Below are 26,069 nucleotides of genomic sequence, written 5' to 3' on the forward strand. Positions count from 1 at the left end.
AAGTACGATGTCAGCTAGGAAATAGCTCTTTACTCATATATTTCTCAAATTCCAAGTCAGTTTTCATCTTCTTTGCCTCCATGAACATGGCAGCATCAGTTCCCACAACATATCTTGGAAGTACCTCTTCATCATGAATTGCCTTGATTATTACTTCTGCTACTTGTGATGGGGCTGTTCCCATCTGAACCATCATCTTTAGTCCTGAAAGAATATGATCTGTTAATTCTTTGTATTTTGGATCTGACTTTGAATCTGGAATTTTCATTGATTCAAAAAAGTTTGTCTTAATTACACCTGGTTCAATTAGAGTGGTCTTGATTCCAAATTGACCAAGCTCATATCTCAAACATTCTCCCAAACCTTCTAATGCAAACTTTGAACTGATATATGCCGGTGATCCTGGTAATCCCATTCTTCCAGCTACAGAACTAATGTTTACAATGATTCCTGATTTTTGATTCCTCATGATTGGCGCAACTTCTTGAATAATTCTTACAACACTAAAAAAATTAGTCTCAAACTGTTTTCTAAAATCCTCCACTGAAACATCTTCTGTGCATCCAAACTGTCCATATCCTGCGTTATTTACTAAGACATCTAGTCTTCCGGTATCCTCCATTATTTTTTTAATAGCTGCTACAATGGATTCTTCTTTGTCCACATCAAGCTCTATTACATCAATTGGAAGATTTTCTTTTTTTGCAGCATTTTCTAACTCTCCTGCTTTTGACAAATTTCTTATACTGGCAAATGTGTGATATCCATCTTTTGCAAGTGCTAATGCTGATTCTAGTCCAATTCCTGAAGAGCTTCCAGTAACAAGAGCTACCTTTTCCATGATGGTTCTATTTTTTTGTTATATTTATCCCATTTTGATTATACTAGAGGTCTATCTTCTTCTGTAGGATCAACTAGTTGTGTTTTTTCACCATCATTGATTCTCTCCAAAATTTCTAATGCAGAATATTTGTGCAAATACTCGTTGTTATTTCCACATCTGTATGAGAACGTACATCGTGGACATCCAGCCTCATTTTTGCATGGACACTCCTTTACGATAAACATACTCCTTTCAAGTACCTTCTCAAATCTGTCATAGAGTGCTTTACTTGCACCACTTCCACCAATGGCTCCATCATAGATGAAAATCAAGCCTGATGTACCAAGTGATATGCCGCCCAAGTCTTGAGATACTCCTCCTGTAATCATATTGCTTCCTTCAATCACAACATGCTCTGTTGCATGATATCCACTTGCCTCTATGTATTCTTCGTCTTCAGATTCTTCCATTACTTTGAGTGGTCTTGGCGCATGAAATACAATTCCCTTTGTAACAAAATCATATTCTAATGGTGTATCAAGTAGGACTTTTTCTCCTTGTGTTACTTCTTGTCCTAGTTCAATGTTGACATACCCGTATACTTTTTTCTCAATATGTAATTTACAAAATGCAACTTCTACTCCATTTGCTTCTCTCTTCTCAAAAACTGTCTCAATTGTTGGCCATTCTTCCGTTAATGCTTTAGTATAGTATGGGTAATCCCTGGGAATCTTTTCAATCTTTGCATAATTTTTTTCTGGATAATCAAATTCTTTTACTTTGTAGCGAATACCTGCAAGAAAATAGATTGCATCTTTGTGTAGCTCTTCAAGTGCAATTGGTAGAATCCTGTCTCCTACTTTTTTATCATTTAAGAAAATGTCAATTGACTTTCCTATACCTCTAATGCTGTATTCGTTTAGAAGAGAATTAATTTTATCAAAATTGGGAACTATTCTATTGTTGAACTCTTTTAGATTCTCTTTGATAATGTGGTGCTCTATTACTTCTTGATGTTCTTTGAGTTCATGTTTTGAAATTGGTCTGTCACATGCCATTGCTAAAACTTGAAATTCTTCTACAAATGGATTCTTTGGATCTATGTATGTTTTTTCTATATCTTCAAAATAGTCATCAGGATGATTCTTGTAGTATTGTGAAATCGGATCATTTCCTAATGCTAAAAATGCATATCCCCGCTGTCCCTTTCTTGCAGCTCTGCCAATTCTCTGAATTAATCGATTTACTGGAATGGTGGATGAAATCACACAATCAACATTTCCAACATCTATGCCTAATTCAAGCGTAGGAGTACATGAAATTGCATCAAGCATGTCTTCTTTGAACTGCTTTTCAACAGACGTTCGATAATTTATCATCAGTCCAGCTCTGTGAACTTTGATGTTGACCTTCTGCCTTTTTGCCTGCATTGCTAGTAGTTCTGAATTCAGATGTGAGTTGTTAAAGACCATGGTTTTGTGATTTTTTTGAGTAAGTTTTTTTGTTAATTCCACCATTAGTGCCCTTTGAGTTCGTAATGATGGAAATAACATGGCAAAATCTGTCTGACCTTTTTTCCCTGAACCTTGAATTTTTTGCATCTTTTCTCCAAATAACTTCTCACAGAACTCTTTAGCATCTTCTAGTGTAGCTGATGCTGCTACAAATTGGAGTTTGTTTGCACAAATTCTTTTGAGTCTTTTTATGATGTAATGAACATTTGAACCAAAAATTCCTGAATACACATGTGCTTCATCTGTAACGAGAATTCTTGTTGATGATAATATTGATGAAAACTTTGTTTGGTGCCACATGTGATAGTGTAAAACATCAAAGTTTGTGACAAGAATGTGTGGGGGATTATCTATGATTTCTCTTCTGTCTGCTATCTTTGTATCTCCATCAAAGACACTTACTGTTATTCCAATTTTTTCTGCAAACTTTTTGATCTTTGGGAATTGGTCTCTTGCAAGTGCTTTTGTTGGATAAACAAAAATTGCATAAACATTTCCATCTGTTGCGTCTTTTTTTATTCTTTGAATCACTGGAATCAAGAATGCTTCTGTTTTTCCTGAAGCAGTTGGCGCCTCAATGACTACATTTTCTCCATATGAAATTTCGCCAATTGCCTCTTCTTGAAATTTGTAAAATTGTTTTATTCCTAATTCTTTGAGATGGTCTGTGACTGATTCATCTAATCCCAAATCTTCAACTTTGCCGCCCATTTTAGGCTCAGGATTGCTCAAAACTTTGTATTGTGAAATATAGTCTTTTTTTGAAAATAAAATTTCTTCAGTAATTTTGTCTGGCTTGTTTTTACCAATCATCTCTTTTATCTCACTTTCAGCACGTACTATTCCCTCATCTTTGAGGTTCTCTGATAATCCATTCTCAGTTACTTGACCCTTGTCATATCTTGATAGAAATTCTAAAAATACCTCATCTACATTCTTTGAAAACTCTAGCAGATCTTCGATACCACAATTACTACAAGATACATGCATTTTTTTGTTGAAAGTCTTTTGAATATCTATTTTTGACTTGCATTTTGGACATGATAGCTTCAAGATCTATTTGCTAAGAAATGATTAGTGATTTATTGTTACTTCATAGTGTTTACCCATGACATTATTATGCTAGGAAATGATCTTGAACTTAAAAATGAAAAAAATTGAGATCAACAAAATTTACAATCAAAATTGCATTGATGGGATGAAATCAATTCCTAAGAACAAGATTGACTTAGTTATTACCGATCCCCCTTTTGCCATAAATTTTAAGGCAAAAAAGGCAAATTACAATAGAACATCATCTCGTGTAATTTCTGGATACAACGAAATCAAGCCTGAGGATTACTATGATTTCACATTTGCATGGATGAGTGAAGTCTTTCGAATTCTAAAAGATTCAGGAAGCATGTATGTTTTTTCAGGGTGGAATAACCTAAAGGATATTTTGCAAGCATTAGATGATGTTGGTTTTACTACCATTAATCATATTGTTTGGAAATACCAGTTTGGTGTGGTAACTAAAAGAAAGTTTGTTACATCACACTATCATTGTCTGTATGTTTGCAAAGATGATAAAAAACGAAAGTTCTTTCCGTTTTCTAGATTTAAAAAAGAAGACAAAACGACAGAGGGGCGTAGTCTGCACTACAAAGACAAAGAAGATGTTTGGGACATCAAACGTGAATATTGGACAGGTGATGAAAAGACACCAACAAAACTTCCATCAGAATTGATACAGAAACTCTTAGAGTACTCTAGTGACAAAAAAGATATTGTTCTTGATCCTTTCCTTGGCTCAGGTCAGGTTGCTGTTGTAAGCAAATCTTTAAACAGAAGATTTCTTGGATTTGAAGTTGTTCCTGATTACTACAAGTTTGCAAAAAAACGACTTGACAAAGACCTGTATCGAATAAAAAAATTAAAATAACTATTTATTGTTTTCTGGTTCGTCTATCTTCTTTTGACCAATTTTGTCTGAAATAATTTTTCGTAGGTCATCATCTGTTTTACCTTCTGCTTTAACCCCTATTGACTTTGCAATGGTTTCTAGTTTTTGTCTTTCTGATTCTACTGGCCCTGAAATTTTTGGTGATTCATCTGTAACCTCTTTCATGCTTTCTTGGATGTCATTTTTTGCTTTGTTGTATTCGTTGACTGCTTTTCCAAGCTTCCTTGCAGCTCCTGGAAGCTTACCTGTTCCTAAAATCAAAACTAGTGCAACAAAAATGATGATTATCCATTCGCTACCTGCTACATTTAATGAATAATCTATCATGATCTCATTTGCCTTAATTTGAAATTAAACGTAATGTTTGAAATTATGCCTAATTGATAATTTCAGACTTGAATATCATCTCTGAGAATATACTTAATGGTTTAAAGAAATTCAATTGCAATTTGGTTTATGAAGAAAATTGAAACAATAGTTCCATCTGGAAAGAAAGATGCAGTTATTGCTGCAATTAAAAAAATAGGCGTTGGTGGTGTAACTGTTCATCAAGTACAAGGACAAGGTGCACAAGATCCTCCTTTGGTTGGAGAATTCTTTAGCAGAGAAATGATCATTTGTGTGGCAGATGATCCTAAGGTGGATGAGATCATAAATGCAATTGCAAATGTGGCATGTACTGGAACAAAGGGCGACGGTAAAGTCTTTGTTACAGAAGTAGTTGATGCACTAGATATCTGCACTAAGAAACGTGGAACAATGGATATCTAATACAAAGTTCTTTGTGGTTCCAATTTCTTTCTATATGTAATTGCTAGTAGTGCTACTCCAATTCCTATGATACAAAATACTATGTATGGTGTATTATCTCCTAAGGATTGTGTTAATGGTCCTCCGATAGTTGGCCCTATTGCCCAACCCATTCCAAAAACTGTTTCATATACACCAATAATTTTTCCTGAGACGCCTTTTTTGGTCTTGCTCAAAATAATCTCTAAAGTTAGTGGGAAAAATATGCTAAATCCGAATCCCATCAATACTAGTGCTATTGCAAAAGTGGCAATAGAGTCTGCAACCACTGATATTGCAAGCCCTGCTGATACTGCAAACACTGCAGCAATCAAAGTTTGACTTGTCTTTCTTGCAAACTTTCCTGCCAGTGCAAGTGATGCCACACGTGAAATCCCAAAAACAAAAAACAGTAACAAAATATCAGTATCTGTCATCCCATTATCATTTAGAAATGCAGGATAAATTGTCAAAATTATGCCAAATGATGATGTACAAAAAAGTAGTAAAATTATGACTTCAGGAAACCTCTTCATTTCCTTGATTGATGAAAATGAAAAATGTTCATGATGATTTCTAACACTTTTTCTTGAAACTAGTATTGAAGAAATCAGCGTAGCTGCTAGAATGAACGCTGTAATTTGAAATAGGATTCTGTATGTAATGTCTAACCCTTCTAAAAATACTGTTCCTAGTAATGGTCCAACCATGAATCCAATAACAAAAAACATTGTAAACCATGAGATGTTTTTTACTCTGTTTTTCTCAGAACTTTCATTTGATATGATCGATTCACATGGTGGCCAAAAAAATGCATGAGCTACACCCGTCATTATTCTGAATCCCATAATTTCAGGAACTGATTGTGCAATTGATAGAAGATAAATTGATGTAGAGTTTATTGCGGTTCCTAATGCTAAAAGATATCCATTATTGAATCTATCAAGAAGAATTCCTACAAACAATGGGATGAACATGTAAGGGATGAAATTAGCTAATCCGATAAAACCAAGTTCAGAGTACGTTGCACCTATAACATTTTTTGCAAATACTGGAAGAATTGGACCATGCAGTCCATAAGAAATTCCAATGATTAGACCTGTAATGTTTACTAGAATCAGAACTTTATTCATTTGTATGCTGCAACCATTATTGCTCCGCCCATAAGATCTTTCTCAAATTCAACTCTAGAGAATTTTTCGAGCAACAGACTTTCGAGCTTTTTGTTTTGAGGCCATCTTTTGAAAGTTCCATAGAGTGTTCCAAACTTCAATCCTAGTCTGCCTCCCGCAATAAATGCAAGAATTGGTAAAATACATCTAAGATAAAATGAAACTCCTGCTCTGATTAATGCTTCATCTGGCTTTCCCAAATCTACAATCACAAACCTTCCTTCTTTTTTTAAAACTCTGTGAATCTCACTAATTGCAATTCTTAGATTTATTGCGTCCCTTAAGGAATAACCACACAATACTGCATCAAACTCTTCATCTCTAAATGGAATGTGTTCAAAAACACCATTTGCCATGTTAGGTGTTTTATCAAAATGAGTACCAGTATTCTTGAGCATTGGAACTAAAGGATCGTAAAGTGTAACTGTAATTTTTCCATCAGTTAACTTTAGAGCAGTCTTTGACATGTTGCCAAAACCTGAACCTGCATCAAGTATTTTGTTTCCAGGAACAACCCTCTTTGAAATACCACGATTTCGGTGCTCTACATCTTTTCCTAATGATATGATTGAATTTACTTTATCATAAACTGGAATAATTTCACGAAGCACTTCCATTACTTCGCCCCAATAACTTCCTAAACCCATTATCTATCGTCTCTATACACTGAAATGAATATCTTTCAAATCTAAAATTCTATTATGGAACAAACTTTGATGCGGTTTGAGAATATTTTTGTAAATCTGCTTCAGAAACTTTCTCAAATATCTTGGATTCTGATGAAATCTTTGCCATTTTGATGTCGTTGACTCCTTCTTTTTGTTCTGCCTTTAGTTTAATTGCTGCAATTGCTAATGCTGCTGCATCCTCCAAACTCAAATCATCTTTGTAATTTTTCTCCAAGAATGCATTTACATCATCAGAACCTGCTCCAATTGCAATTGCTGTAAATTGAACATAAGTTCCACTAGGATCTGTTACATAGATTGATTCTCCTTTTTGATCAACACCTGCAATAATCATTGAAACTCCATTTGGACGAACTCCTCCATATTGAGTGAATTGATGTGCTTGATCTGCTAGATGTTTTGCAACTGTTGCAACTTCAACTGATTCGTCATATGTCATTCTGTTTCCTTGTGAGAAGAATCTTGCACTGTCAACTTGAACACGTGCATCAGGAATGTATCCTGCAGCTGCAACTCCTATATGATAATCTACTTGGAAAATTTTCTGTGTAACATCTGTACTTTGTAATGTACGAGGCTTTTCTTCAACTGCCATGATGACTCCTTCCTTACTAAGAACTCCAATTGCTAGAGTTCCTCTTTTTACGGTCTCAATTGCGTATTCTACTTGGTAAATTCTGCCGTCTGGAGAATACATGGTAGGGGTCATATCGTAACCACGTGATGCCATCATGTTATCACGAGTTCATTCTCAGTCAATTTAAGGGTAATTATCACAGTCTGAATGTGGAAAAGATCTGGAAATAGGGTTTTAAGCAAAAGTGGGCATTATACTTTAAGGAAATGGTAAACCAATTACTTGAATTCAAGAAAACCCTTAGATCCAGACAAGTCTCTGAACAAAGAAAGCCTGACAGGCAAACTAGAAAATTATTACTTTATTTGTTTACTAGCACTAGAGGTGGGTTTACCCGATTGCGAATTATTATGAGCCTGCTTGAAAAACCATACAATACTCACCAGTTATCCCAAGAACTTGATCTTGATTACAAAGCCATACAGCATCACATGAAAGTACTTGAGAAAAACAATATGGTTTCTAAAATTGGTGAAAAATACGGTGCAATTTTTCACTTGTCAAACTTCCTTGAAATGAATATCGCTGCTTTAGATGAAGCAATTGATAAACTAGATAGAAAGTTGAATCACAAAAAAGTCTACATCTAATCACATGTTATGAAAAGCGATCAGAGATTTTTAACCAAACTTATATAATTGGAATGTTGCTAGAACGATCGTCTTGGTTAAGAATGATCCCTTTGCAAATGCAACCAAACAAGTTAACGATGCATGTGATGTTTTGGGAATTAAAGACAAAGGTATACGTGAATACCTTGCAATGCCCAATAGAATTCTTAGAGTAAAAATTCCTGTAACAATGGATAACGGAAAGATTAGAGTTTTCACAGGTTTTAGAAGTCAACACAATAATGATAGAGGTCCTTACAAAGGCGGTATTAGATATTTCAATCCAGAAGGTGGTGTTGAATATATGGAACGTGAAGTTATGGCACTCTCATCTTGGATGACATGGAAATGTGCAATAGTTGATGTTCCATTAGGTGGCGGTAAAGGTGGAATCTATGTTAATCCTAAAACTGAAAAGCTTAGCGAAAACGAATTAGAAAGATTAACTCGTGGATTTGCATATAAAATTTCCGAAGTAATAGGTCCTGAAAAAGATATTCCTGCACCTGATGTTTACACAACAGGAAAAGAGATGACACAGATCATGGATACATTTAGCAAATTAAACGGTAACAAATATTCTCCAGGTGTTATCACTGGAAAACCAATTTCAATGGGAGGTTCTCTTGCAAGAAATGTTGCAACTGGTTTAGGTGCAGCATATACCGTTAGAGAAGCTGCAAAGGCAATCAAATTAAATCTCAAAGGTGCAAAAGTTGTCTTGCAAGGATTTGGTAATGCATCAACATTTGCAGGTGAATATCTTGAGAAGATGGGTGCTAAAGTAATTGCAGTTAGTGATTCTAAAGGTTCCATTTCAATTCCAAAAGGAGCAAAGGTAAGTAAAATCATAGAACACAAACAAAAGAAAGGAAGTGTTGTTGGATTTCCTGGAAGTAAAAAAATCTCAACTGAAGAATTGCTTACAACAAAATGTGATGTTTTAGTTCCAGGAGCACTTGAAAATCAAATTACAGCAAAAATTGCAAATAAACTACAATGCAAAATTATTGCAGAAGCTGCAAATGGTCCAACACTACCTGAAGCAGACCCGATTATTTACAAAAAGAAAATCCTAGTAATTCCTGATATATTGGCCAATTCCGGCGGTGTGTGTATCTCATACCTAGAATGGGTTCAAAACAACATGGGATACTACTGGACTTTTGATGAGGTTGCAAACAAGATGGAGAAAAATATCACTAAAGGATTCAAAGATGCATATGCATTATCTAAAAAACACAAAATCGATATGAGAAAGGCAACCATGGTTTTAGCTGTGGAGAGAGTTCTTGAGGCCTTTGACCAAAAAGGCATTTGGCCTTAGACTAGATAAGATTCGTAACAAACCAATTGCTCGATAAACATAATTTTCCCTTTTGTAATTTGTCGTAGTTTTCTTTTGTATGAGAGATCCACCTTTGTTCTTCTCTGCAATAGATGAATTGTTTTTCCTGTAAGGTGTCTTCCTTTTTTATCTCTGTCAAAAAGAACTATAATTTTTTTATATTTTGAAACAGAATCAGTAAAATTGATCATACCCCCAAACTTGTAAAATTCTAAAATTTTTCCTTGATACCCTAACTTTCTTAGTGCATCGCAATCTCTTTTTCCTTCAACAACTACAACACCGTCCATTACAGAATTTAATTGAGAAATAAAATTTTGCAGTTCTGAAATTTCCTGTTCTGTTACAAGCACATTGTTTAATCCATTTCAACATATTAAGCACTTTTGTAAACACAAAACATGTCTGATGTATTACTTGTACAAAACACAAGAATTGAAGGCTCTGGTTATCTTGGAGATCTTCTAAAAACAGATGGATTTCACATTACATCAATTAATGCAAAACATGAATCAATACCTGACAAGAATTTTTCACTTGTTGTAATTTTAGGAGCCCCTGAAAGTGCGAATGATGATTTACCTTATCTTAAAGCAGAACAACAATTAATCAAAAACTCTGTTGAAAAAGACATTCCTGTTTTAGGAATATGTTTGGGTTCTCAATTAATTGCAAAAACATTTGGAGGTAAAGTATATTCTGGCACAAAAACAGAAATTGGCTTTTACAATGATTTGAAAATAAACAATAAATCAACACTCTTTTCAGGATTCAGTAATCCATTTACTGTATTTCATTGGCATGGAGATACGTTTGATTTGCCTGATGATGCAGTCAGATTGGCCTCATCTGAGTATTACCAAAACCAAGCGTTTCAATACAAGAGTGCTGTGGGATTGCAATTTCATATCGAAGTTAATGAAGAGATGGTAAATCTTTGGCTTGATAACACTGAAGAAAAGATAAAACAGATTCCTGGAATTAATCCTCAAAAAATCCGTTCAGACATTAATGAAAATATTTCAATTGTAAAATCAAATATGGAGAATTTTTACAATAATTACAAATCAGAATTTCATCTTTGACCAAAGTTTAATATACTGAGTTTTGATTCCATCGATCGAGCGATGGCTGCAGTTAAGAAAATTTTTGACGAAATTATCCAAACTGATCACAAGGTCATCACTGAAGAATCATCAAAATCTATTCTCAAAACTTATGGAGTCAAAGTACCACCTTATGCTTTAGTTACTTCTGCCGAAGATGCAGCAAAACAAGCAAAGAAAATTGGTTTTCCACTTGTTATGAAAGTGGTATCTCCACAAATCTTACACAAAACAGATGTTGGTGGAGTTAAAGTCGGATTAGATAATGTCAATGATGTAAAAAAGACATTCAAAGACATGTATGGTCGACTATCTAAAAAGAAAGGTGTCAATGTTAAAGGAATTCTTTTAGAAAAAATGGTTCCAAAAGGCGTTGAATTAATTGTAGGTATCCAAAATGACTCTCAATTTGGTCCAATCATTATGGTTGGAATGGGAGGTATCATGACAGAGGTAATGAAGGATGTTGCATTTAGAATGCTTCCAATTACAACCTCTGATGCAAAATCAATGTTAAATGAACTCAAAGGCTCAAAACTTCTCAAAGGTTTCAGAGGAAGTGAACCAATTGACACTAACATGATTGCAAAAATGTTAGTAAACATCGGAAAATTAGGCGTAGAAAATGCAGATTACATTAACAGTATTGACTTTAACCCAGTAATTGTATATCCAAAATCTCACTTTGTAGTTGATGCAAAAATTATCTTAAACAAAGAGATAAAGAAGAACTCTATCTCAAAAGCAAAACCAAACATAGACAACATGGAGACGTTCTTTACTCCAAAAACTGTCGCATTAGTTGGGGCTTCTGCAACACCTGGAAAGATTGGTAATTCAATCTTAGATAGTTTAGTAAATTATAATTTCAAAGGAAAGGTAATTCCAATTAATCCAAAGGCTGATAAAATTTTTGGCCAGAAATGTTATCCATCAGTTTCAGCAATTCCAGGCAAAGTTGATCTTGTTGTAGTCTCTGTAGATTTGTCTATGACTCCACCTGTTCTAGAGGATTGTGCAAAGAAAGGAGTTCACAGCGTTGTAATTGTATCTGGTGGAGGAAAAGAACTTGGTGGCGAAAGAGCAGCATATGAAGCTGAAGTAGCTAGATTATCTAAAAAACACAAAATCAGAATTATTGGTCCAAACTGTATTGGAATGTTCAATGCGGCTAATCGTCTTGATTGTGCATTCCAAGGACAAGAAAGAATGTTACGTTCCAAATTAGGCCCTGTTGCCTTTTTCTCACAAAGTGGAACTATGGGAATTAGTATGTTAGAAAGTGCAGACACATTTGGTTTGTCCAAGATGATTAGTTTTGGTAATCGTTCTGATGTTGATGAAGCAGATATGATTTGGTATGCTGCAAATGATCCTCAAACTAAAGTAATTGGATTGTACGTTGAAGGATTTGGTGATGGTAGAAAATTCATCAATGTCGCAAAACGTGTAATGAAAGAAAAGAAGAAACCAATTGTAATTTGGAAGAGTGGAAGAACAGCTGCAGGAGCAAAACAAGCTGCATCTCATACAGGATCGCTTGGAGGCTCAAATGCAATCATTATGGGTGCATTCAAACAAGCAGGAATTATCTCAGTTGACAGTTATCAGCAACTTGCTGGAGTACTAAAGGCATTGGCATGGCAACCACCTGCAAAGGGCAACAAAGTTGCAATGACTAGTAATGGAGCTGGTCCTATGATTGGTGGAATGGATCAGTTAGAAAGATTTGGTCTTACAATTGGAAAATTATCTCCAGAACGTGTCAAAAAAATGAAGGCTCATTTCCCACCAGCAGTTCCTATCCATAGTGGTAATCCTGCTGATGTAGGTGGTGGCGCAACTGCAGAAGATTACAGATTTGTGATTCAGCAATTTATGGATGAAAAAAATATCGATATAGCAATGCCGTGGTTTGTTTTCCAAGATGATCCATTAGAAGAGACAATTGTTGATCATCTTGCTGATTTCCAAAAGAAAAGAAAGAAACCACTTTTAGTTGGATGTAATGGTGGACCATACACCGAAAAAATGGCAAAATTAGTTGAGAAACACAATGTTCCAGTTTACCAAGACCTACGAACTTGGGTTGAATCTGCTGCTGCATTATCTCAATGGGGCAAATTCCTCGGAAAATAGATAACATTTAAGTCTCGCATGGCTTGACAAATTTTCATGTCACTAGTTACCACATCTACTTCTGATGGCATTTGTACTGTTAAAATCAACAGACCTGACAAACTAAATGCCATGAACACTGATGTTGCAAAAGAACTAATCAAAACTTTTGAAGAACTAAATCATAATGATGATGTCAAAGTTATCATTTTGACTGGTGAAGGTGAAAAAGCATTTTCTGCTGGCGCAGACATTGAATATATGTCCAAAATTTCTGCAGACGAATCAGTAGAATATGCAAAAACTGGTCAACTTGTTACTGCAACAGTTGAATTAGTTAAGCAACCAACAATTGCAGCCGTTAACGGTTTTGCTTTAGGTGGAGGTTGTGAACTTGCAATGTCTTGTGATATTAGAATAGCAGCAGATACTGCTAGACTTGGTCAACCAGAAGTAACAATTGGTGTTCCTCCTGGATGGGGTGGAACACAAAGATTGATGAGAATCGTGGGAATAGCCAAGGCAAAAGAACTTGTTTACACAGGTAAAATGATCAAAGCAGATGAGGCAAAAGAGATTGGTCTTGTAAATCAAGTCGTTCCTCTTGCATCCCTACAAGAAGAAGCTTTGAAAATGGCACAACAAATTGCTGGAAACTCTGCAATGGGCGTTTTAATGTCTAAAGTTGCAATCAACAAGGGAAGAAATGCAGATCTTGATACTGGTCTTGCACTAGAACTCCTTGCTTGGAGAAACTGCTTTACACATCCAGACCGTGAAGAGAGAATGACTGCATTTGTTAACAAGTCAAAGAAATAGCTATTTCCTATCTCCCTCTTATTTTATTACAAAAGTTTGATTCTATGATACTGTAACTAATCCTACTCTCCAAGGATGGAATGAGCAGTAGTATTTGTAAACTCCTTCATCATCAAATGTAAACTCAAATCTGTCTCCTGTATTTAGTGGGGGGCTGTTAAACAACTGAATGACCTTTCCCTTTGCATCTATACTTTGGATATTGTGAGGTACTGAATCATCATTTACCCATGTAACTGTGGTTCCTGCTGGAATCTCTAGATTCAATGGTGAGTAAAACCCTGCACCAGTTACATCAAAGTTACCATTTGGAATTATGATTTGTGAATTAACTGCTTGTGGAATTGGTTCCACAATACTATCTAACACAATCACTTTGTTTTCAATCAAAAATTTTATCATATTAAGAAATTCACCCTCAGAAACAATTCCCTCGCCATACCATAATGCTGTATTTTTTACCCATTCAGGAACAGATTCTGCATTTGCAAAATTAATAGAAAGAGAAACTATTGAAATCGAAAAGACCAAAATTAAAACAGATGCAACTTTTGGCAAACGATTCATACTGCATGTAAAATTCAATGTGATTTATAGGATTTGTGTGCAGTGTCTTGCAATGTGTACTGCTTCATTTTATCTCATTATCCCATATGATAATCATGCAAGAATTAATCCAAACAAGAAAAATAATGGACGATGAAAGAAAGCAAGTAATTTTAGAAGTCATAGCTGACAAATATTGCAAACAAATCCTCCATGATACACTAGAAAAACCAAAATCTGCAATGGAGTTATCTAGTGATAAAAAAATCCCAATTAGTACCGTATACAGAAGATTGCAAACCCTATATGATGCAAAATTACTTGCAATCTCTGGCTCCATAAATGAGGATGGAAAAAAATACTTCCTTTACAAGAGTAAGGTAAAATCAATCTCTCTTCAATGCAATCTGGAAGAAACCACCATTGAGATTGTTCCTAACTCGTCTAGCACGAGTTAACTATCATTTTATAACTGAAAAACCAAAACATCATGAAAGAAAAATTGGTTTCAAATAGGCAGACCCATAATCAAAAGAAAGAACCTACTCGTAGTATTACATATAGACTACCTGAAAAATTAGTTAATGAATTAGAGACAGAAGCTACTATGAAAAGTATATCTCAAAATGTCCTTGTAAAACAAATTCTAGAAAAGTATGTTCAATGGGACAGATTTTCAAACAAAGTAGGAATGATTCCTGTTCCAAAAGGAATCTTAGAATCTTTGGGTAGCGAACTTGATGGAAAAGATATTGATGAAATCATTACATTGATCTTTCCAATGATTAAGGACACTGTTATGTTTATCAAAGGTGGTTATGACCTTAAACGCTGTATTGAAACCTTAGAAGATTACATGAGGGCATCTGGAATGAACTCTGATCATAGAGTTGAAGGTGACAGACATATCTTTTTGATTCAGCATGAACTGGGAATGAAGTGGTCTGTTTTTACAGAACAACTCCTGACTCAAGTTTTTCGTAGTTTCCTACCTGATAAAGAATTAAAATTTCAGACAACTGATTCCACTGTAATCCTAACTATCCGATTAGGTTCTGATTTTGATGAACATGATTATCATGATTGAAATTCAATTAATCCTTTGAAATATCCCTTTGTATATTACTCAACATGACTTCTGATGTACTTCAGCACAAAACTCCTGTAAAAGAAATTATGAGTAATTCCGTTTTGTCTATTGATTCATCAGTTTCAGCAACTGATGCTGCAAAACTGATGGAGGACTCTGGGGCTGGGGCAATTGTTGTTTTAGAAAATGGTTCACCTGTTGGAATTGTAACTGATAGGGATTTTGCAATAAAAATTACTGCTCACTCTTACCCTATTGATACACCTGTTAGGCGAATAATGTCATCTCCATTGATTTCTATTGATCCTGATTCTGATCTCTGGACTGCTTCAGATTTAATGTCTACAAGAAATGTTAGAAAATTACCTGTAATTGATGATAGGGTTGTTGGTATTATTACCTCTAGTGACCTTGTCAAACATATTACTGATCACTAGATTTTGGTAAAAAGTAGCAATATTCTTTTATTCCTAGTGTGTTGGGTTGGAAAAGCTTATTATATTTAAAAACTACTTTTTTGTTCATTATGGCAACTGAACAAACACAAAAGATGATCACAGTTACTGCAAAAGCAGCTGAGAAAATCAAAGAATTCATGAAAGAAGAAGCAGAATCTCCTGAATACCTTAGGGTATATGTTCAAGGTGGAGGCTGTTCTGGTTTATCTTACGGAATGGGCTTTGAAAAAGCACCAGAAGAAGATGACATAGTCATGGAAGAAAATGGTGTAAAACTTCTAGTTGACAGTTACAGCGTTGACCATCTACAAGGTGCAAACGTTGACTATATTGAAAGCCTAATGGGTTCTGGATTTAAGATTAACAATCCAAATGTTACAAAATCCTGTTCATGCGGTCATTCATTTAGTACTGAATAAACACACCATCATTTTTCATTTTTACATTATCTAGCGCTTGCAATGCAGGCAGATTTTTTGACTGATTTTAGTTTTTTAATGCAAAATTTTGCGATACCCTCATATATCGAATACAGAGAGTCAAAATATGATAATTAAGGAGATGAATAATTTATGCCTCAATCAGGAATTGTCAAATATCATGTTAAACTTTCCTATGAAGTTGATGGGCTCGTTGAAAGGGCAGATATAATCGGAGCCATCTTTGGCCAAACAGAAGGACTGTTAGGCCCTGAGATGAATCTGAATGAACTGCAACGAGTTTCTAAAGTAGGTCGCATTGAAGTAAGTGCAAGAACTACTGCAAACACTACTGCTGGTGATGCATTAATTCCTATGAGTACTGATATTGATACTTGTGCATTAATTGCAGCAGGAATTGAAAGCATTGACAAAGTAGGTCCATTTGATTGCAAATTCACACTAGAAGCAATTGATGATGTACGTGCTGCAAAGAAAGACGATATTGTAAGACGTGCAAAAGAGATTAAGCAAAAGTGGGCAACTAAAACTGTCAGTGAAGGAGAAACTATGCTAAATGATGTTCATCAAGGTGATTCTAAAAAATTATCTACATATGGGCCCTCTAAACTTACTTGCAGTTCTGGTCTTGCTGATTCTAATTGGGTAATTTTAGTTGAGGGACGAGCAGATGTAATCAACCTTCTCAGAGCTGGATATGATAATGCTCTTGCAATTGAAGGTGCAAAAATTGATGAATCTATCAAAGAATTATGTAACTCTAAAGATACTGTTGTAGCATTCTTAGATGGTGATAGGTCAGGTGGATTTATTCTCAAAGAACTCAAATCAGTTGTTCCAATTGACTATGAACTAAGAGCTGATAATGATGTTGAAGTTGAAGAATTAACTCCTCAAAGAATTGATGAAATTCTAAGTCCTATTGCTGAAGAAATTAAGGGTGGAAAACCAACAGCCTCGCTCAAAAGCGAAGATGATAAACCTCTTGCTGAAATGGCATCAAAAGTTTTTCCAACTCTAAATGAAACTCTTGAAGCAGTTGCACTTGATGCTGACAATAATGAAATCTTCAAAGTTCCAATAAGTGAGGTAGTTAGTAAACTCTCAACTCAATCTGGAATCAAATATCTCTTACTAGATGGAATCATCACTCAGAGACTTTTAGAGGGTGCCAAAAACGCAGGAATTGAATGTGTCATTGGACACCGGGTAGCTAAATTGTCAAACTCTGATGGAATGACCCTCAAAACATTCGGTGACTTGGGCGTAGCATAGGATCTTAGATGCCTGAACTAAAAATTCAGCACATCCTAACACTATCTTATCTTTTATCTAAAGGTGCAAAACACAACTATGTTACAATCACAACATCGTCTCTTGGAAAAAATATTAAGAAATCCCAACAAGCTGCATCAAAACATCTGCTTGAATTAGAGCAAAACCAATTCATTGACAGAATCATAAGTGGAAGAAACATCTCTGTAAAGATTACCTCAAAAGGTTTTTCTGAAATGGTAAAACTATCTGCAATTTTACAAAAAAGCTTAGACTCTTTTCCTTCTCACATTGAACTGAAAGGAACTTTAATTTCTGGAATGGGCGAAGGCGCATACTATATGGGACTAAAAGGATACACAAAACAATTCAAATCAAAAATTGGTTATATTCCGTTTCCGGGAACTCTTAATGTAAGGCTAGATCAAAAAATTCATCAAGAAGCAATTAAGCAGTTTGAAACTTTGGATGGGATTAAAATTAAGAGCTTTTCAGATGAAAAGCGAACATATGGGTGGGTTAAATGCTTCCCTGCGAAATTAAACAATTCAATTAATTGTGATTTGATTTTGCTTGAACGCACACATCACGATAATTCTGTAATTGAATTGATATCCAAATCCTGTTTGCGAAAAACTGCAAAATTAAAAGATGGCTCTAAAGTGACAATTAAGATTCCTGTTAACATATAACCAAAAACTGATTAAGCCCGTCATTATAGAAAATAATGTTTGATTAAACAAATTACAGTTGCTATAATTACTCCAACTCATGACAAGAAATCCTTTGAACTTGGATTACAACTAGCAAAGAAATTAGAATGTCCTCTTTCTATAATTGAGTGCTTTTATCAAAAACCCCCAACATTTCATTTCTTTGAAACTAAAACCGACAAGATTGCTTTACAAAAAAGAAAAGATCAAATCAAAAATGAACTTTCTAAATGGGAAAAAATTGCACAAAAAGAAAATGTTCCAATTACAACCAAATTTGCCTTGACTGACTCTATTGCCCATTGGATTATAGATTATGTTATTGAAAATAAAGTTGGTTTACTTATTGTAGATTATCCAAAGTTGTCCATGACTGAATCCACTCTTTATGATGATATAATCAATACAATTCATCACAAAGCAAAATGCCATGTTTTAACAGCTAAGCAGTAACCTAAATTCCGTGAATTGATTCCCCGTATTCTTTTTGAATTTTTGAACTAGAGCTTTCTGGAATTGGAGATTGCAATCTTGCAACTCTTGCATCAAGATTAATTCTTTTACAACCATCTGTGATGAATTTCTCTTGGTGAACTTGATCATATCCTAGTGCAATTATTTCTGGTCTCACATTATTTACAGTCTTGAAAATATCACCTTCCTGCCCAATTAAACAAAGGTCTACCATCGATAATGAATTTACTAATTCTTTTCTTTGTTCTTGAGAATGTAGTGGTTTTCGCTTCTTCATTTTTACTGCAGTGTTATCTGTAGCAATTACCACTACTAGAACATCTCCTAATGCTTTTGCGGAATTGAGTGTGTGGATGTGTCCAGGATGAATGATATCAAAAACTCCTCCCGCTAGAACCACTTGTAATGCATTTCTTCCTAACTCTGTGAGTGTATTTTCATCTTCTTCAAGAAATTGATTTTTAACCAATTCATCAATTTTGGATTTAATTTCATCATCTGACAGAATGGTTTTTTCTTTAATTTTTTCAATTGGTTTTGTACCTTCAATTTGGCATACATACATTATAGAAAGAATTATTTTTTGATTTTGTTCCAATATTTCTTTTAATCTTCTCCCTCTCTTTAATTCATCGCTAAAATTACATCTTAGGATCTAGGCCTTTTGCCAATCTCAATGCATCCACCAATCCATCTGCATACCCGATACTTAGAATGGCCACTTCATCTTGACCATCTTCTAGGAATTTCTCTGCATCTTTAACATACAATTCTGCATTCTCCAAAATTGTCTGAAATTCTTTTTGATCCTTGTAATATGGTTCAACTTCTTCTAGTGCCTTTCTTACCATTGGAACATACTTTTCAATCATCTGAACAGAAATCTTTCTTGTTTTCTCAGAATTATCAAAGGGCTCATCATCACATTTGCCCAAAACTTTCAGTGCATCTGATTCTGTAAAGTGTAACCTTCCTGGAATTATTACTGTATGTGGCGGTTTGCCAAAATCTCTTTTTTTTAGGCTCGAAATTTTACCTGAGATTATTTCCTGATCCTTGAATCCAATTCTTGACGCAACTATGGCAAAAGTTGATGGACTAATTACTTTTCTTCTTTGCCCTTTTTCAGTTTCTAATAAACCATTTAATGCATCTTTAGGATCTAAGAAAAAATCTTTGTCTTGATTAAACTCTAAAAGAAGTACTGTGTGATTCCCTTCAATCACATTTTTGTAAATTATATAGTATGGTGTTGTAAGTGATTTCATTTCACTCATTATTGTGGCGATTCTACCAACCTTGTAAAAATGTAAACCACACTCTCCAATCATTGAAGTTAATGATGATGATGCGTGAATAGAATATGTTTTTATTTTTTCTTTAATTGCTCTTTCTCGTAATTCAATATGTGTTGTAGCAATGTATGGATCCCCATATGATAATAGAACAACTTTCTTTTTCTTTGCAGTCTCTAAAATCTCACTTCCATCTTCTACTAACCATCTCTTTGCTGGTCTGAATTCCCCCTTTGTTGCATTTTTAATTTTAGTTAGATCTGATTTTCCAATAGGACTTGTAAACTGTTCAAGATATACGATATCTGCTTTTGCTAAAACATCAATTGCTTCATTAGGAATTGATTTGAATCCTGAGATTCCTAAACCTACAAACCACAGCATTACTCTATCTTTCTATCATGAAGTCTTTTTAAGTGCTGTAGCATTTTTTTGATAATTTCTATTCCTCTGAGATATTCTTCAATTGAGACCTTTTCATCAATTGTATGAGCTTCATGAGGATCTCCTGGACCATATGTTACAACTGGAATATTCCATTGAGTTCCTAGTACATTCATGTCTCCAGTACCTGTTTTTCTAATTAATTTTGGTCTAGAATGCTCTACATCCATAACTCCAAGCGTAAATGCACGTACCAAAGGAGAGTTGTGTGCTGCCTCAAATGGCTCTGTTTCATCAAGAATCGAGTAAAATGCTTCTACCTCTCTTTTTTCTGCAATTTCCTTGACTAAATTTGCAATTTTTTGTTCAATAGATTTACAGTTCATATCTACAGGGATTCTGATATCAAAAGTTGTCTCACATTCTTTTGGAGTAACGTTGTGACTTGTTCCTCCTTTTACTTCTGTCATAGTTGCAGTCAACAACATTCCTTTTGTCTTGTCCTCTTGATTTGCTTCTAATTTTTCTTTTAACTCTCTTGCAAAAATCATTGATTCTAAAATTGCATTTTTTGAAAGCCATGGTGCACTTGCATGTGAGCTATCTTCTACACTTATCTTAAGATTAATTGCCAATCTTCCTTTGTATGCAATTGTAACTTGTTTGATTCCGCTTGGTTCTCCAAAAACAGCATAATCTACTCCCATCTCCTTTTTTACTAGATTTTTAATTCCAGTGGCATTTCCTTCCTCATCAACTGCTCCCACAAAAATTATTGTTCCATTGTTGTTTTGGATTGATGCTGCAGCAAATAGCATTGCCATTAATGGTGCTTTTGCATCAGATGCACCTCTGCCGTAAAGTGAATCTCCTTCTTTTCTGACTTTGACTTTACCTGGTACCACATCCATGTGGCCACATAACATGATCGTTGGACTACCTGAACCTTTTCGAGCAATCACGTTTCCTACTTCGTCAATTTGTATATCTTCAAATCCTAAATCATCACATTTGTCTGCAAGAAATTCTGCCATTGGTTTTTCACTAAGAGATGGTGTGTAAAGTCTAAGAGCTTTCTCAAGCATCTTTGTTGCAAATCTTGGTGTAACTGTAAAATGAGTGTCCAATTCTTACTTGTCTATCTTCAGTGCATAGTCTAGCATTAGGGAAGGAATGTCAACTTCGCACACTCTTACAGTGTTCTTGTATTCCGTTGTATTGTTTACTTCATGAACAACCAATCCTTTCTCATCACTTTCCATCAAATCTACACCTACGATATCTCCTTGAACTGCTTTTTTTGCCTTAATACACATTTCTTCCATCTCTTGTGTAACTTCGCATGGTTCTGCCACTCCTCCAAGAGCCATGTTAGTTTTCCAATGCTCAGAGTTTCTGTAAATAGCTGCAACAATTTTGTCTCCTACCATGATGGCCCTAATATCCCTGGGTGGCCTTTTTACAAATTCTTCTAGATAATGAACTTGATAAATAGGATACATGTTTTCTCTACTTTCAATAATTCCTTCAGCAGAATCTCTGTCATTTAATTTTGAGATTAATCTACCCCAGCTTCCAACTGTTGGTTTGATTACTTTGGGGTATCCCTGTGTATCTAGTGCTTCTAAAGCTGCATCTTTTGAAAAAGCAACTGTTGCATCTGGTGTTGGTACTCTTGCTTTCTTTAGCAGCATATGTGTAAATAATTTATTTCCTGCAAAAATTCCAGTGTTGAGACAATTGATCACTTTGACTCCCAACCCTTCTAGTGCTGCAGTCGAATGTAAATTTCTGTAATAGCTTACGCATCTTTGTATGACAACTCCATAATCTTCAGGCTTTTTTTCTAAATCTAATGCTATCTTCTTACAATCTACCATCTGTATGTTGATGTTTTTTTTCTTACCTGCTTCTAGTAGGCCTTTTTCTTCCCAACGGATGGTATCGTAAAGAATCGTAACGTCAGGACTCACTGCCCCCAATCCTCGCCAACCGTTTGGGCAGGCTTTAGATCGAAACCATCTGAACCTTTTGCTAATTCAAAACTTGCGCCACATTCCGGACATGTTACAATTTCTCCTTCAAGTGCATCACTTGGTATGGAAATATCTGCATCACATTCTTCACATTTTGACATGTTTTCTTCTCCACCTCCTCTCTATTTATCGTTAATTATCTTTTCAAGTCTGTCTTCAAGTGGAATTTCAATCAGATCTCCCATTCTAAGACCCTTTAATCCAGCTGCTACAGCCTTTGCACTATCATCGTCTTTCTTTAATCCTAACAATGACATCAGGTAGGCAGCTCCTGTCTTTCCTGCCAATTCTCCAAAAACGATTCTCCTTCTGTTTCCAACTGCCCTAGGTGGTATGGGCTCATACGCTGCTGGATTTCTTAGAATTGCTGCAAGATGTGTTCCTGCTTTGTGTTTGTATGCTGATGATCCTACTATTGGTTTTGAGTCGTAAGGCTTGATTGTTGTATATTCTTCAATTAATCTAGACAAATCTAGTAACATGTCTAATCTGAAATCATTTGGTGATTTGTATAGATATGTTAAAGCAACTGCAACTTCTGCAAGTGGAGGTATTCCTGTTCTTTCTCCAATACCGTCAATGGTAGTATGAATTTGATCTACTCCTGCATCGCATGCTGAAAAGGCATTTGCTACTGCAAACCCGATATCATTGTGAACATGTGCATCTAATGGTACATCAATTGAGTCTCTTACCTTTTTTACAAAATTGTACATTCCAATAGGTCGTAATATTCCTACAGTATCTGGTAAACTAATTCTGTCAACACCTGCTTCTTCTATTGCTTTGCATATTTTGAGCAAAAACTCTGGTTCAGCTCTACTTCCATCTTCTACTGTAAATCTAATCTTTAATCCATGAGATTTTGCATACTCTACTGTCTCAACAGCTCTACTAAGAGCATCATCTCTTGAAATGCGAAGCTTGTCTTTAAGATGAATGTCTGAAATTCCTAGATATGCTGCACACCACTTTGCATCACAATCTAACGATACATCAATGTCTTCTTTAAGAGCACGTCCATGAGAAACAATGTCTGCCTTTAGTCCTTGTTTGATAATTGTTTTAGTTGCCTCTTTATGGTCATTTGATACAACTGGTGAAATTTCAATTTGATCTACTCCAAAATAATCTAGCATCCATGCAATTTGGATTCTTTGCTTGTTTGTAAATGAAACACCTGGATGTTGTTCTCCCTCTCTTAGAGTGCTGTCTAGAACTCTAATCTTCTTTGGATTTTTTTCGTATGCATTGTATATGTTAGCATAGTGATTCGGATCTTTCATTACAGAATTCGTTGACATAAATTGATGATATAAACATATTCGTACTAGGTTCGTTGAAAATAACTAATAATGATCCTAAACTAGTTTTGAATTAAAATTTTAAACCGAAAGTCGTTTTTAGATGACTTTTCTTAAAATTATCACTGTGTTGGTATCAACTACCCCTGGAATTTTTCTTAGGGCATCAATACTGTTATTGATCTCTGCAATACTTGATGCACTCATAATTGTTGTAATGTCGTATTGTCCTGTAATCTCATAAACTGTTTTTACACCATCTAGTTTTGCAAGTTTTAATGAAACTTTTGATGTATCTGTTGCAGAATCAACTGAAACTAATACGATGGCACTTGTTGCATTCTCTTCACCTAACTCTAAAGTAAATTTTTTGATAGTTCCATTTCCTATGAGGTTTTTGACACGTCTTCTTACTGCTGATTCAGACAGCTTTAATTTTTTTCCAATATCTACAAATGATTCCCTTGAATCTTCTTTTAGGTAACCAATAATTTTCTCATCTACGCTATCTTTGTACATTTCGTTTTTGTTCCTCTTCTGTTAGTATTATATCTAGAGCATGTAAAACTTTTGTTACATCATCTTCAGTTATTACTAATGGAGGTAGAATTCTCAAAATATTGCGACCTGAATATAACATAAGAACACCCTCTCTAATTAATCCCATCAAAATATCTCTAACTTCAAATTTCATTTCTACACCTATCATGAGTCCTTTTCCACGAATTTCTCTTATCATTGTGTGATTTTCTTTTAATTTTTCTAAACCTTCTCTGAAAATTTTTCCCATTTTTTCAGAGTTTTCAATTAATCCATCTTCTGTAATGGATTTGAGGGCTGCAATACCTGCTGCACATGATATTGGATTTCCTCCAAACGTTGATGAGTGCTCACCTTTACTTATAGCAGCTAAAATGTCTGGTCTTACAAGAGTTGCGCCCATTGGAACTCCACCTGCAATTCCTTTTGCCAAACATAAAATGTCTGGTGCTGTGTTCCAATGATCACACGCCCATAATCGACCTGTTCTTCCCAAACCTGCTTGTATTTCGTCAAAAATTAGCAGAATTCCTTTTTCATCACAAAGCTTTCTTACATCTTGCAAAAATCCATCTGGGGCAACGATAATCCCACTTTCTCCTTGTATTGGTTCTAAAATTACAAAGGCAGTATCATCGTCTATGGTTTCACGAAGAGAATCGATATCCCCATAAGATGCAAATGAAACTTTTTCAACTAGTGGCGCAAATGCCTTTTTGTATTTTGGATTAAAAGTTAATGATAATGCACCAAATGATTTTCCATGGTAGGAACCTTTCATTGCAACCATTCCTTTTTTCCCAGTAAACTTTCTTGCAAATTTGATTGCAGCCTCAATTGCTTCTGCGCCACTGTTGTTGAGATGAACTTGTGTTAATCCTTTAGGAGCTAAACCAATTAGTATCTTCAAAAATTCTTCTCTTGTTTTATTGTATAGTGAACTATGTACAGTTATGATTTTATCAACTTGCTCTTTTATTGCATCATTGACTCTTTTATTTTGGTGTCCAACTAGCGCTACTCCATATCCTCCCATACAATCAATGTACTCTTTACCATCGACATCCCACACATGTGCGCCTTTTCCTTTTTCAACGGTAACTGGAAATCTCTGATAGAGATTACCCATGTACTGGTCTTCACTCATGTTCAATCACCGTACAATTGTCATGAGCAATGGCAGATGAAATTGGATTTTCTTTTTGACCATTTGCAATTAATGCCGTTTTAACTCCCATGTCTAATGCCTCAGTTGATGCCAAAATTTTCTTTTCCATACCTGGTCCGATTTTTGGTCTAATTTCTTTTGCTTCTGCTAACGTCAATTTTGGAACAACCTTATCGTCCATTAAGAGACCATCTACATTTGTTATGAATAATACTTTGTCACTCCCAACTTTTCCTGCAACATATGCTGCTGCTCTATCCCCGTCAACATTCAGAAATTCAGATTCCTCACTTATTGCTATAGGTGAAATCACAGGCGTAAGGCCTTGTTCTAGGAGTGATTTGATAAAAGCAGAATTAACTTCTCTGATTTTTCCCGTATACCCTCCATCAATTGCTTGTTTTCTACCTTTTTCATTAACAATGAGGAGTTTCTTTTTCCTGTCTGCCTCTATTACTTTGGCATCTACACCTGATAGGCCAATTGCATTAATACCATTTTTTTGAAGCATCTGAACAATTGTTTTGTTAATTCTACCTGACATAACCATTGTAAAAATCTCTGCAGTTTCTTTGTCTGTGTATCTACTTTTAATTCCGCTAGGTGATGTTACAAACTTTGGTTCTTTTCCAAGTTGCTCACAAACTTTGGTGACTTCCTTTCCTCCTCCATGGACTAAAACTACTCCTTCAGACTCTGCAACCTTTTTTATGTCTGCAATTGTAGATGGATGTAAATCATCTACTACGCTTCCACCTATTTTGATAGTGATCAT

At 35.1% G+C, this 26,069-nt stretch carries 31 protein-coding genes; 14 read left to right on the forward strand and 17 right to left on the reverse strand.

All coding sequences use genetic code 11. The features are described from left to right. Positions 1 to 10: 10 nt before the first annotated feature. On the reverse strand, positions 11 to 841 hold the full coding sequence (locus tag C6989_RS04700; protein ID WP_182126485.1) for an SDR family oxidoreductase: 831 nt from the start codon (positions 839 to 841) through the stop codon (positions 11 to 13). Between the two features lie 38 nt (positions 842 to 879). Next, a complete protein-coding gene (locus tag C6989_RS04705; protein ID WP_182126486.1) occupies positions 880 to 3,390 on the reverse strand; it encodes a DEAD/DEAH box helicase in 2,511 nt (836 codons plus the stop codon). Between the two features lie 94 nt (positions 3,391 to 3,484). Here C6989_RS04705 and C6989_RS04710 point away from each other — a divergent pair, with 94 nt between their 5' ends. Continuing rightward, complete coding sequence (locus C6989_RS04710; RefSeq protein ID WP_182126487.1) at positions 3,485 to 4,261, forward strand: DNA-methyltransferase; 777 nt, start codon at positions 3,485 to 3,487, stop codon at positions 4,259 to 4,261. Here the strand turns inward: C6989_RS04710 and C6989_RS04715 are convergent, their stop codons facing one another. Then, the gene (locus tag C6989_RS04715; RefSeq protein ID WP_182126488.1) at positions 4,262 to 4,609 is read right to left on the reverse strand and encodes a Sec-independent protein translocase subunit TatA/TatB; all 348 of its coding nucleotides are present in this window, start codon (positions 4,607 to 4,609) and stop codon (positions 4,262 to 4,264) included. A 129-nt stretch (positions 4,610 to 4,738) separates the two neighbouring features. On the opposite strand from C6989_RS04715, the gene C6989_RS04720 reads away from it, so the two are divergent. Continuing rightward, entirely contained in the window at positions 4,739 to 5,053 is a 315-nt protein-coding gene (locus tag C6989_RS04720) for a P-II family nitrogen regulator (RefSeq protein ID WP_148702938.1), read from the forward strand. Here C6989_RS04720 and C6989_RS04725 read toward each other — a convergent pair. The 3 genes from C6989_RS04725 to C6989_RS04735 are packed head-to-tail and all read right to left on the reverse strand — an operon-like array spanning position 5,050 to position 7,665. Further along, a complete protein-coding gene (locus C6989_RS04725; protein ID WP_182126489.1) occupies positions 5,050 to 6,204 on the reverse strand; it encodes an MFS transporter in 1,155 nt (384 codons plus the stop codon). The two genes, C6989_RS04720 and C6989_RS04725, sit on opposite strands and share 4 nt — an antisense overlap. Further along, on the reverse strand, positions 6,201 to 6,890 hold the full coding sequence (locus C6989_RS04730) for a class I SAM-dependent methyltransferase (protein ID WP_148702940.1): 690 nt from the start codon (positions 6,888 to 6,890) through the stop codon (positions 6,201 to 6,203). The genes C6989_RS04725 and C6989_RS04730 overlap by 4 nt, the downstream gene beginning before the upstream one ends. 52 nt (positions 6,891 to 6,942) lie before the next feature. Further along, complete coding sequence (locus C6989_RS04735; RefSeq protein ID WP_182126490.1) at positions 6,943 to 7,665, reverse strand: archaeal proteasome endopeptidase complex subunit alpha; 723 nt, start codon at positions 7,663 to 7,665, stop codon at positions 6,943 to 6,945. A 110-nt stretch (positions 7,666 to 7,775) separates the two neighbouring features. Between C6989_RS04735 and C6989_RS04740 the strand changes: the two genes are divergently transcribed. After that, positions 7,776 to 8,159, forward strand: a complete 384-nt coding sequence (locus C6989_RS04740; protein WP_148702942.1) for an ArsR/SmtB family transcription factor — start codon at positions 7,776 to 7,778, stop codon at positions 8,157 to 8,159. Between the two features lie 73 nt (positions 8,160 to 8,232). Beyond that, positions 8,233 to 9,507 carry a Glu/Leu/Phe/Val family dehydrogenase gene (locus tag C6989_RS04745; RefSeq protein ID WP_148702943.1) on the forward strand — a complete coding sequence of 425 codons (1,275 nt, stop codon included), beginning with the start codon at positions 8,233 to 8,235 and terminating at the stop codon, positions 9,505 to 9,507. On the opposite strand, the gene C6989_RS04750 is transcribed toward C6989_RS04745, so the two are convergent. Then, positions 9,504 to 9,881, reverse strand: coding sequence for a toprim domain-containing protein (locus C6989_RS04750; protein ID WP_182126491.1), 378 nt, complete (start codon positions 9,879 to 9,881; stop codon positions 9,504 to 9,506). The two genes, C6989_RS04745 and C6989_RS04750, sit on opposite strands and share 4 nt — an antisense overlap. 48 nt (positions 9,882 to 9,929) lie before the next feature. Here C6989_RS04750 and C6989_RS04755 point away from each other — a divergent pair, with 48 nt between their 5' ends. From C6989_RS04755 to C6989_RS04765, 3 genes are read left to right on the forward strand one after another with little or no spacing between them, the layout of a single operon-like run. Further along, entirely contained in the window at positions 9,930 to 10,613 is a 684-nt protein-coding gene (locus C6989_RS04755; protein ID WP_148702945.1) for a type 1 glutamine amidotransferase, read from the forward strand. A 42-nt stretch (positions 10,614 to 10,655) separates the two neighbouring features. Further along, on the forward strand, positions 10,656 to 12,773 hold the full coding sequence (locus C6989_RS04760; protein WP_182126492.1) for a 3-hydroxypropionate--CoA ligase: 2,118 nt from the start codon (positions 10,656 to 10,658) through the stop codon (positions 12,771 to 12,773). Between the two features lie 36 nt (positions 12,774 to 12,809). Further along, complete coding sequence (locus C6989_RS04765; protein WP_148702947.1) at positions 12,810 to 13,571, forward strand: enoyl-CoA hydratase/isomerase family protein; 762 nt, start codon at positions 12,810 to 12,812, stop codon at positions 13,569 to 13,571. 42 nt (positions 13,572 to 13,613) lie between these two features. Here the strand turns inward: C6989_RS04765 and C6989_RS04770 are convergent, their stop codons facing one another. Further along, the gene (locus C6989_RS04770; protein ID WP_148702948.1) at positions 13,614 to 14,138 is read right to left on the reverse strand and encodes a cupredoxin domain-containing protein; all 525 of its coding nucleotides are present in this window, start codon (positions 14,136 to 14,138) and stop codon (positions 13,614 to 13,616) included. Between the two features lie 95 nt (positions 14,139 to 14,233). Between C6989_RS04770 and C6989_RS04775 the strand changes: the two genes are divergently transcribed. The 7 genes from C6989_RS04775 (at position 14,234) to C6989_RS04805 (ending at position 18,546) form a co-directional block, all read left to right on the forward strand. After that, complete coding sequence (locus tag C6989_RS04775) at positions 14,234 to 14,575, forward strand: ArsR family transcriptional regulator (RefSeq protein ID WP_148702949.1); 342 nt, start codon at positions 14,234 to 14,236, stop codon at positions 14,573 to 14,575. A gap of 32 nt (positions 14,576 to 14,607) precedes the next feature. After that, complete coding sequence (locus C6989_RS04780) at positions 14,608 to 15,204, forward strand: hypothetical protein (protein WP_148702950.1); 597 nt, start codon at positions 14,608 to 14,610, stop codon at positions 15,202 to 15,204. 44 nt (positions 15,205 to 15,248) lie between these two features. Next, the gene (locus tag C6989_RS04785) at positions 15,249 to 15,644 is read left to right on the forward strand and encodes a CBS domain-containing protein (RefSeq protein ID WP_182126493.1); all 396 of its coding nucleotides are present in this window, start codon (positions 15,249 to 15,251) and stop codon (positions 15,642 to 15,644) included. Between the two features lie 89 nt (positions 15,645 to 15,733). Next, positions 15,734 to 16,084 carry an iron-sulfur cluster insertion protein ErpA gene (gene erpA / locus C6989_RS04790; protein WP_048079640.1) on the forward strand — a complete coding sequence of 117 codons (351 nt, stop codon included), beginning with the start codon at positions 15,734 to 15,736 and terminating at the stop codon, positions 16,082 to 16,084. 153 nt (positions 16,085 to 16,237) lie between these two features. Continuing rightward, complete coding sequence (dnaG, locus tag C6989_RS04795; RefSeq protein ID WP_148702952.1) at positions 16,238 to 17,380, forward strand: DNA primase DnaG; 1,143 nt, start codon at positions 16,238 to 16,240, stop codon at positions 17,378 to 17,380. A gap of 8 nt (positions 17,381 to 17,388) precedes the next feature. Beyond that, positions 17,389 to 18,072 carry a DUF120 domain-containing protein gene (locus tag C6989_RS04800; RefSeq protein ID WP_182126494.1) on the forward strand — a complete coding sequence of 228 codons (684 nt, stop codon included), beginning with the start codon at positions 17,389 to 17,391 and terminating at the stop codon, positions 18,070 to 18,072. 39 nt (positions 18,073 to 18,111) lie between these two features. Then, positions 18,112 to 18,546: a universal stress protein gene (locus C6989_RS04805; protein WP_148702954.1), complete on the forward strand. Its 435-nt coding sequence runs from the start codon at positions 18,112 to 18,114 to the stop codon at positions 18,544 to 18,546. A gap of 1 nt (position 18,547) precedes the next feature. Here the strand turns inward: C6989_RS04805 and C6989_RS04810 are convergent, their stop codons facing one another. The 9 genes from C6989_RS04810 to C6989_RS04850 all read right to left on the reverse strand — a co-directional run bounded on the left by C6989_RS04810 (position 18,548) and on the right by C6989_RS04850 (position 26,069). Continuing rightward, on the reverse strand, positions 18,548 to 19,165 hold the full coding sequence (locus C6989_RS04810) for an FAD synthase family protein (protein WP_182126495.1): 618 nt from the start codon (positions 19,163 to 19,165) through the stop codon (positions 18,548 to 18,550). A 43-nt stretch (positions 19,166 to 19,208) separates the two neighbouring features. Further along, positions 19,209 to 20,246: a diphthine synthase gene (gene dph5 / locus C6989_RS04815; RefSeq protein WP_182126496.1), complete on the reverse strand. Its 1,038-nt coding sequence runs from the start codon at positions 20,244 to 20,246 to the stop codon at positions 19,209 to 19,211. Further along, positions 20,246 to 21,373 (reverse strand): M20/M25/M40 family metallo-hydrolase, encoded by a 1,128-nt coding sequence (locus C6989_RS04820; protein WP_182126497.1) that lies wholly within the window; start codon positions 21,371 to 21,373, stop codon positions 20,246 to 20,248. Before C6989_RS04820 ends, dph5 begins: the two co-directional genes overlap by 1 nt. Before the next feature lie 3 nt (positions 21,374 to 21,376). Then, positions 21,377 to 22,219, reverse strand: a complete 843-nt coding sequence (gene lysX, locus C6989_RS04825) for a lysine biosynthesis protein LysX (RefSeq protein WP_148702958.1) — start codon at positions 22,217 to 22,219, stop codon at positions 21,377 to 21,379. Further along, positions 22,216 to 22,383, reverse strand: coding sequence for an alpha-aminoadipate/glutamate carrier protein LysW (locus tag C6989_RS04830; RefSeq protein WP_012215677.1), 168 nt, complete (start codon positions 22,381 to 22,383; stop codon positions 22,216 to 22,218). The genes lysX and C6989_RS04830 overlap by 4 nt, the downstream gene beginning before the upstream one ends. A 21-nt stretch (positions 22,384 to 22,404) precedes the next feature. Further along, positions 22,405 to 23,568 carry a LeuA family protein gene (locus C6989_RS04835; protein ID WP_148702959.1) on the reverse strand — a complete coding sequence of 388 codons (1,164 nt, stop codon included), beginning with the start codon at positions 23,566 to 23,568 and terminating at the stop codon, positions 22,405 to 22,407. 117 nt (positions 23,569 to 23,685) lie between these two features. Further along, entirely contained in the window at positions 23,686 to 24,105 is a 420-nt protein-coding gene (gene lysM, locus C6989_RS04840; protein WP_148702960.1) for an HTH-type transcriptional regulator LysM, read from the reverse strand. Further along, positions 24,092 to 25,273: an aspartate aminotransferase family protein gene (locus C6989_RS04845; RefSeq protein ID WP_182126498.1), complete on the reverse strand. Its 1,182-nt coding sequence runs from the start codon at positions 25,271 to 25,273 to the stop codon at positions 24,092 to 24,094. The genes lysM and C6989_RS04845 overlap by 14 nt, the downstream gene beginning before the upstream one ends. Next, entirely contained in the window at positions 25,266 to 26,069 is an 804-nt protein-coding gene (locus tag C6989_RS04850) for a [LysW]-aminoadipate/[LysW]-glutamate kinase (RefSeq protein WP_182126499.1), read from the reverse strand. The genes C6989_RS04845 and C6989_RS04850 overlap by 8 nt, the downstream gene beginning before the upstream one ends.

This window comes from Nitrosopumilus sp. b2 (genome assembly GCF_014078535.1).
Lineage (GTDB): Archaea > Thermoproteota > Nitrososphaeria > Nitrososphaerales > Nitrosopumilaceae > Nitrosopumilus > Nitrosopumilus piranensis.

Excerpts from the sequence above, each read along its gene's own strand:
- C6989_RS04700 (WP_182126485.1), bottom strand. The coding sequence starts at position 841 with ATGGAAAAGGTAGCTCTTGTTACTGGAAGCTCTTCAGGAATTGGACTA.
- C6989_RS04710 (WP_182126487.1), top strand. The coding sequence starts at position 3,485 with ATGAAAAAAATTGAGATCAACAAAATTTACAATCAAAATTGCATTGAT.
- C6989_RS04715 (WP_182126488.1), bottom strand. The coding sequence starts at position 4,609 with ATGATAGATTATTCATTAAATGTAGCAGGTAGCGAATGGATAATCATC.
- C6989_RS04720 (WP_148702938.1), top strand. The coding sequence starts at position 4,739 with ATGAAGAAAATTGAAACAATAGTTCCATCTGGAAAGAAAGATGCAGTT.
- C6989_RS04725 (WP_182126489.1), bottom strand. The coding sequence starts at position 6,204 with ATGAATAAAGTTCTGATTCTAGTAAACATTACAGGTCTAATCATTGGA.
- C6989_RS04730 (WP_148702940.1), bottom strand. The coding sequence starts at position 6,890 with ATGGGTTTAGGAAGTTATTGGGGCGAAGTAATGGAAGTGCTTCGTGAA.
- C6989_RS04735 (WP_182126490.1), bottom strand. The coding sequence starts at position 7,665 with ATGATGGCATCACGTGGTTACGATATGACCCCTACCATGTATTCTCCA.
- C6989_RS04740 (WP_148702942.1), top strand. The coding sequence starts at position 7,776 with ATGGTAAACCAATTACTTGAATTCAAGAAAACCCTTAGATCCAGACAA.
- C6989_RS04755 (WP_148702945.1), top strand. The coding sequence starts at position 9,930 with ATGTCTGATGTATTACTTGTACAAAACACAAGAATTGAAGGCTCTGGT.
- C6989_RS04760 (WP_182126492.1), top strand. The coding sequence starts at position 10,656 with ATGGCTGCAGTTAAGAAAATTTTTGACGAAATTATCCAAACTGATCAC.
- C6989_RS04765 (WP_148702947.1), top strand. The coding sequence starts at position 12,810 with ATGTCACTAGTTACCACATCTACTTCTGATGGCATTTGTACTGTTAAA.
- C6989_RS04770 (WP_148702948.1), bottom strand. The coding sequence starts at position 14,138 with ATGAATCGTTTGCCAAAAGTTGCATCTGTTTTAATTTTGGTCTTTTCG.
- C6989_RS04775 (WP_148702949.1), top strand. The coding sequence starts at position 14,234 with ATGCAAGAATTAATCCAAACAAGAAAAATAATGGACGATGAAAGAAAG.
- C6989_RS04780 (WP_148702950.1), top strand. The coding sequence starts at position 14,608 with ATGAAAGAAAAATTGGTTTCAAATAGGCAGACCCATAATCAAAAGAAA.
- C6989_RS04785 (WP_182126493.1), top strand. The coding sequence starts at position 15,249 with ATGACTTCTGATGTACTTCAGCACAAAACTCCTGTAAAAGAAATTATG.
- erpA (WP_048079640.1), top strand. The coding sequence starts at position 15,734 with ATGGCAACTGAACAAACACAAAAGATGATCACAGTTACTGCAAAAGCA.
- dnaG (WP_148702952.1), top strand. The coding sequence starts at position 16,238 with ATGCCTCAATCAGGAATTGTCAAATATCATGTTAAACTTTCCTATGAA.
- C6989_RS04800 (WP_182126494.1), top strand. The coding sequence starts at position 17,389 with ATGCCTGAACTAAAAATTCAGCACATCCTAACACTATCTTATCTTTTA.
- dph5 (WP_182126496.1), bottom strand. The coding sequence starts at position 20,246 with ATGCTGTGGTTTGTAGGTTTAGGAATCTCAGGATTCAAATCAATTCCT.
- C6989_RS04830 (WP_012215677.1), bottom strand. The coding sequence starts at position 22,383 with ATGTCAAAATGTGAAGAATGTGATGCAGATATTTCCATACCAAGTGAT.
- C6989_RS04835 (WP_148702959.1), bottom strand. The coding sequence starts at position 23,568 with ATGAAAGATCCGAATCACTATGCTAACATATACAATGCATACGAAAAA.
- lysM (WP_148702960.1), bottom strand. The coding sequence starts at position 24,105 with ATGTACAAAGATAGCGTAGATGAGAAAATTATTGGTTACCTAAAAGAA.
- C6989_RS04845 (WP_182126498.1), bottom strand. The coding sequence starts at position 25,273 with ATGAGTGAAGACCAGTACATGGGTAATCTCTATCAGAGATTTCCAGTT.
- C6989_RS04850 (WP_182126499.1), bottom strand. The coding sequence starts at position 26,069 with ATGATCACTATCAAAATAGGTGGAAGCGTAGTAGATGATTTACATCCA.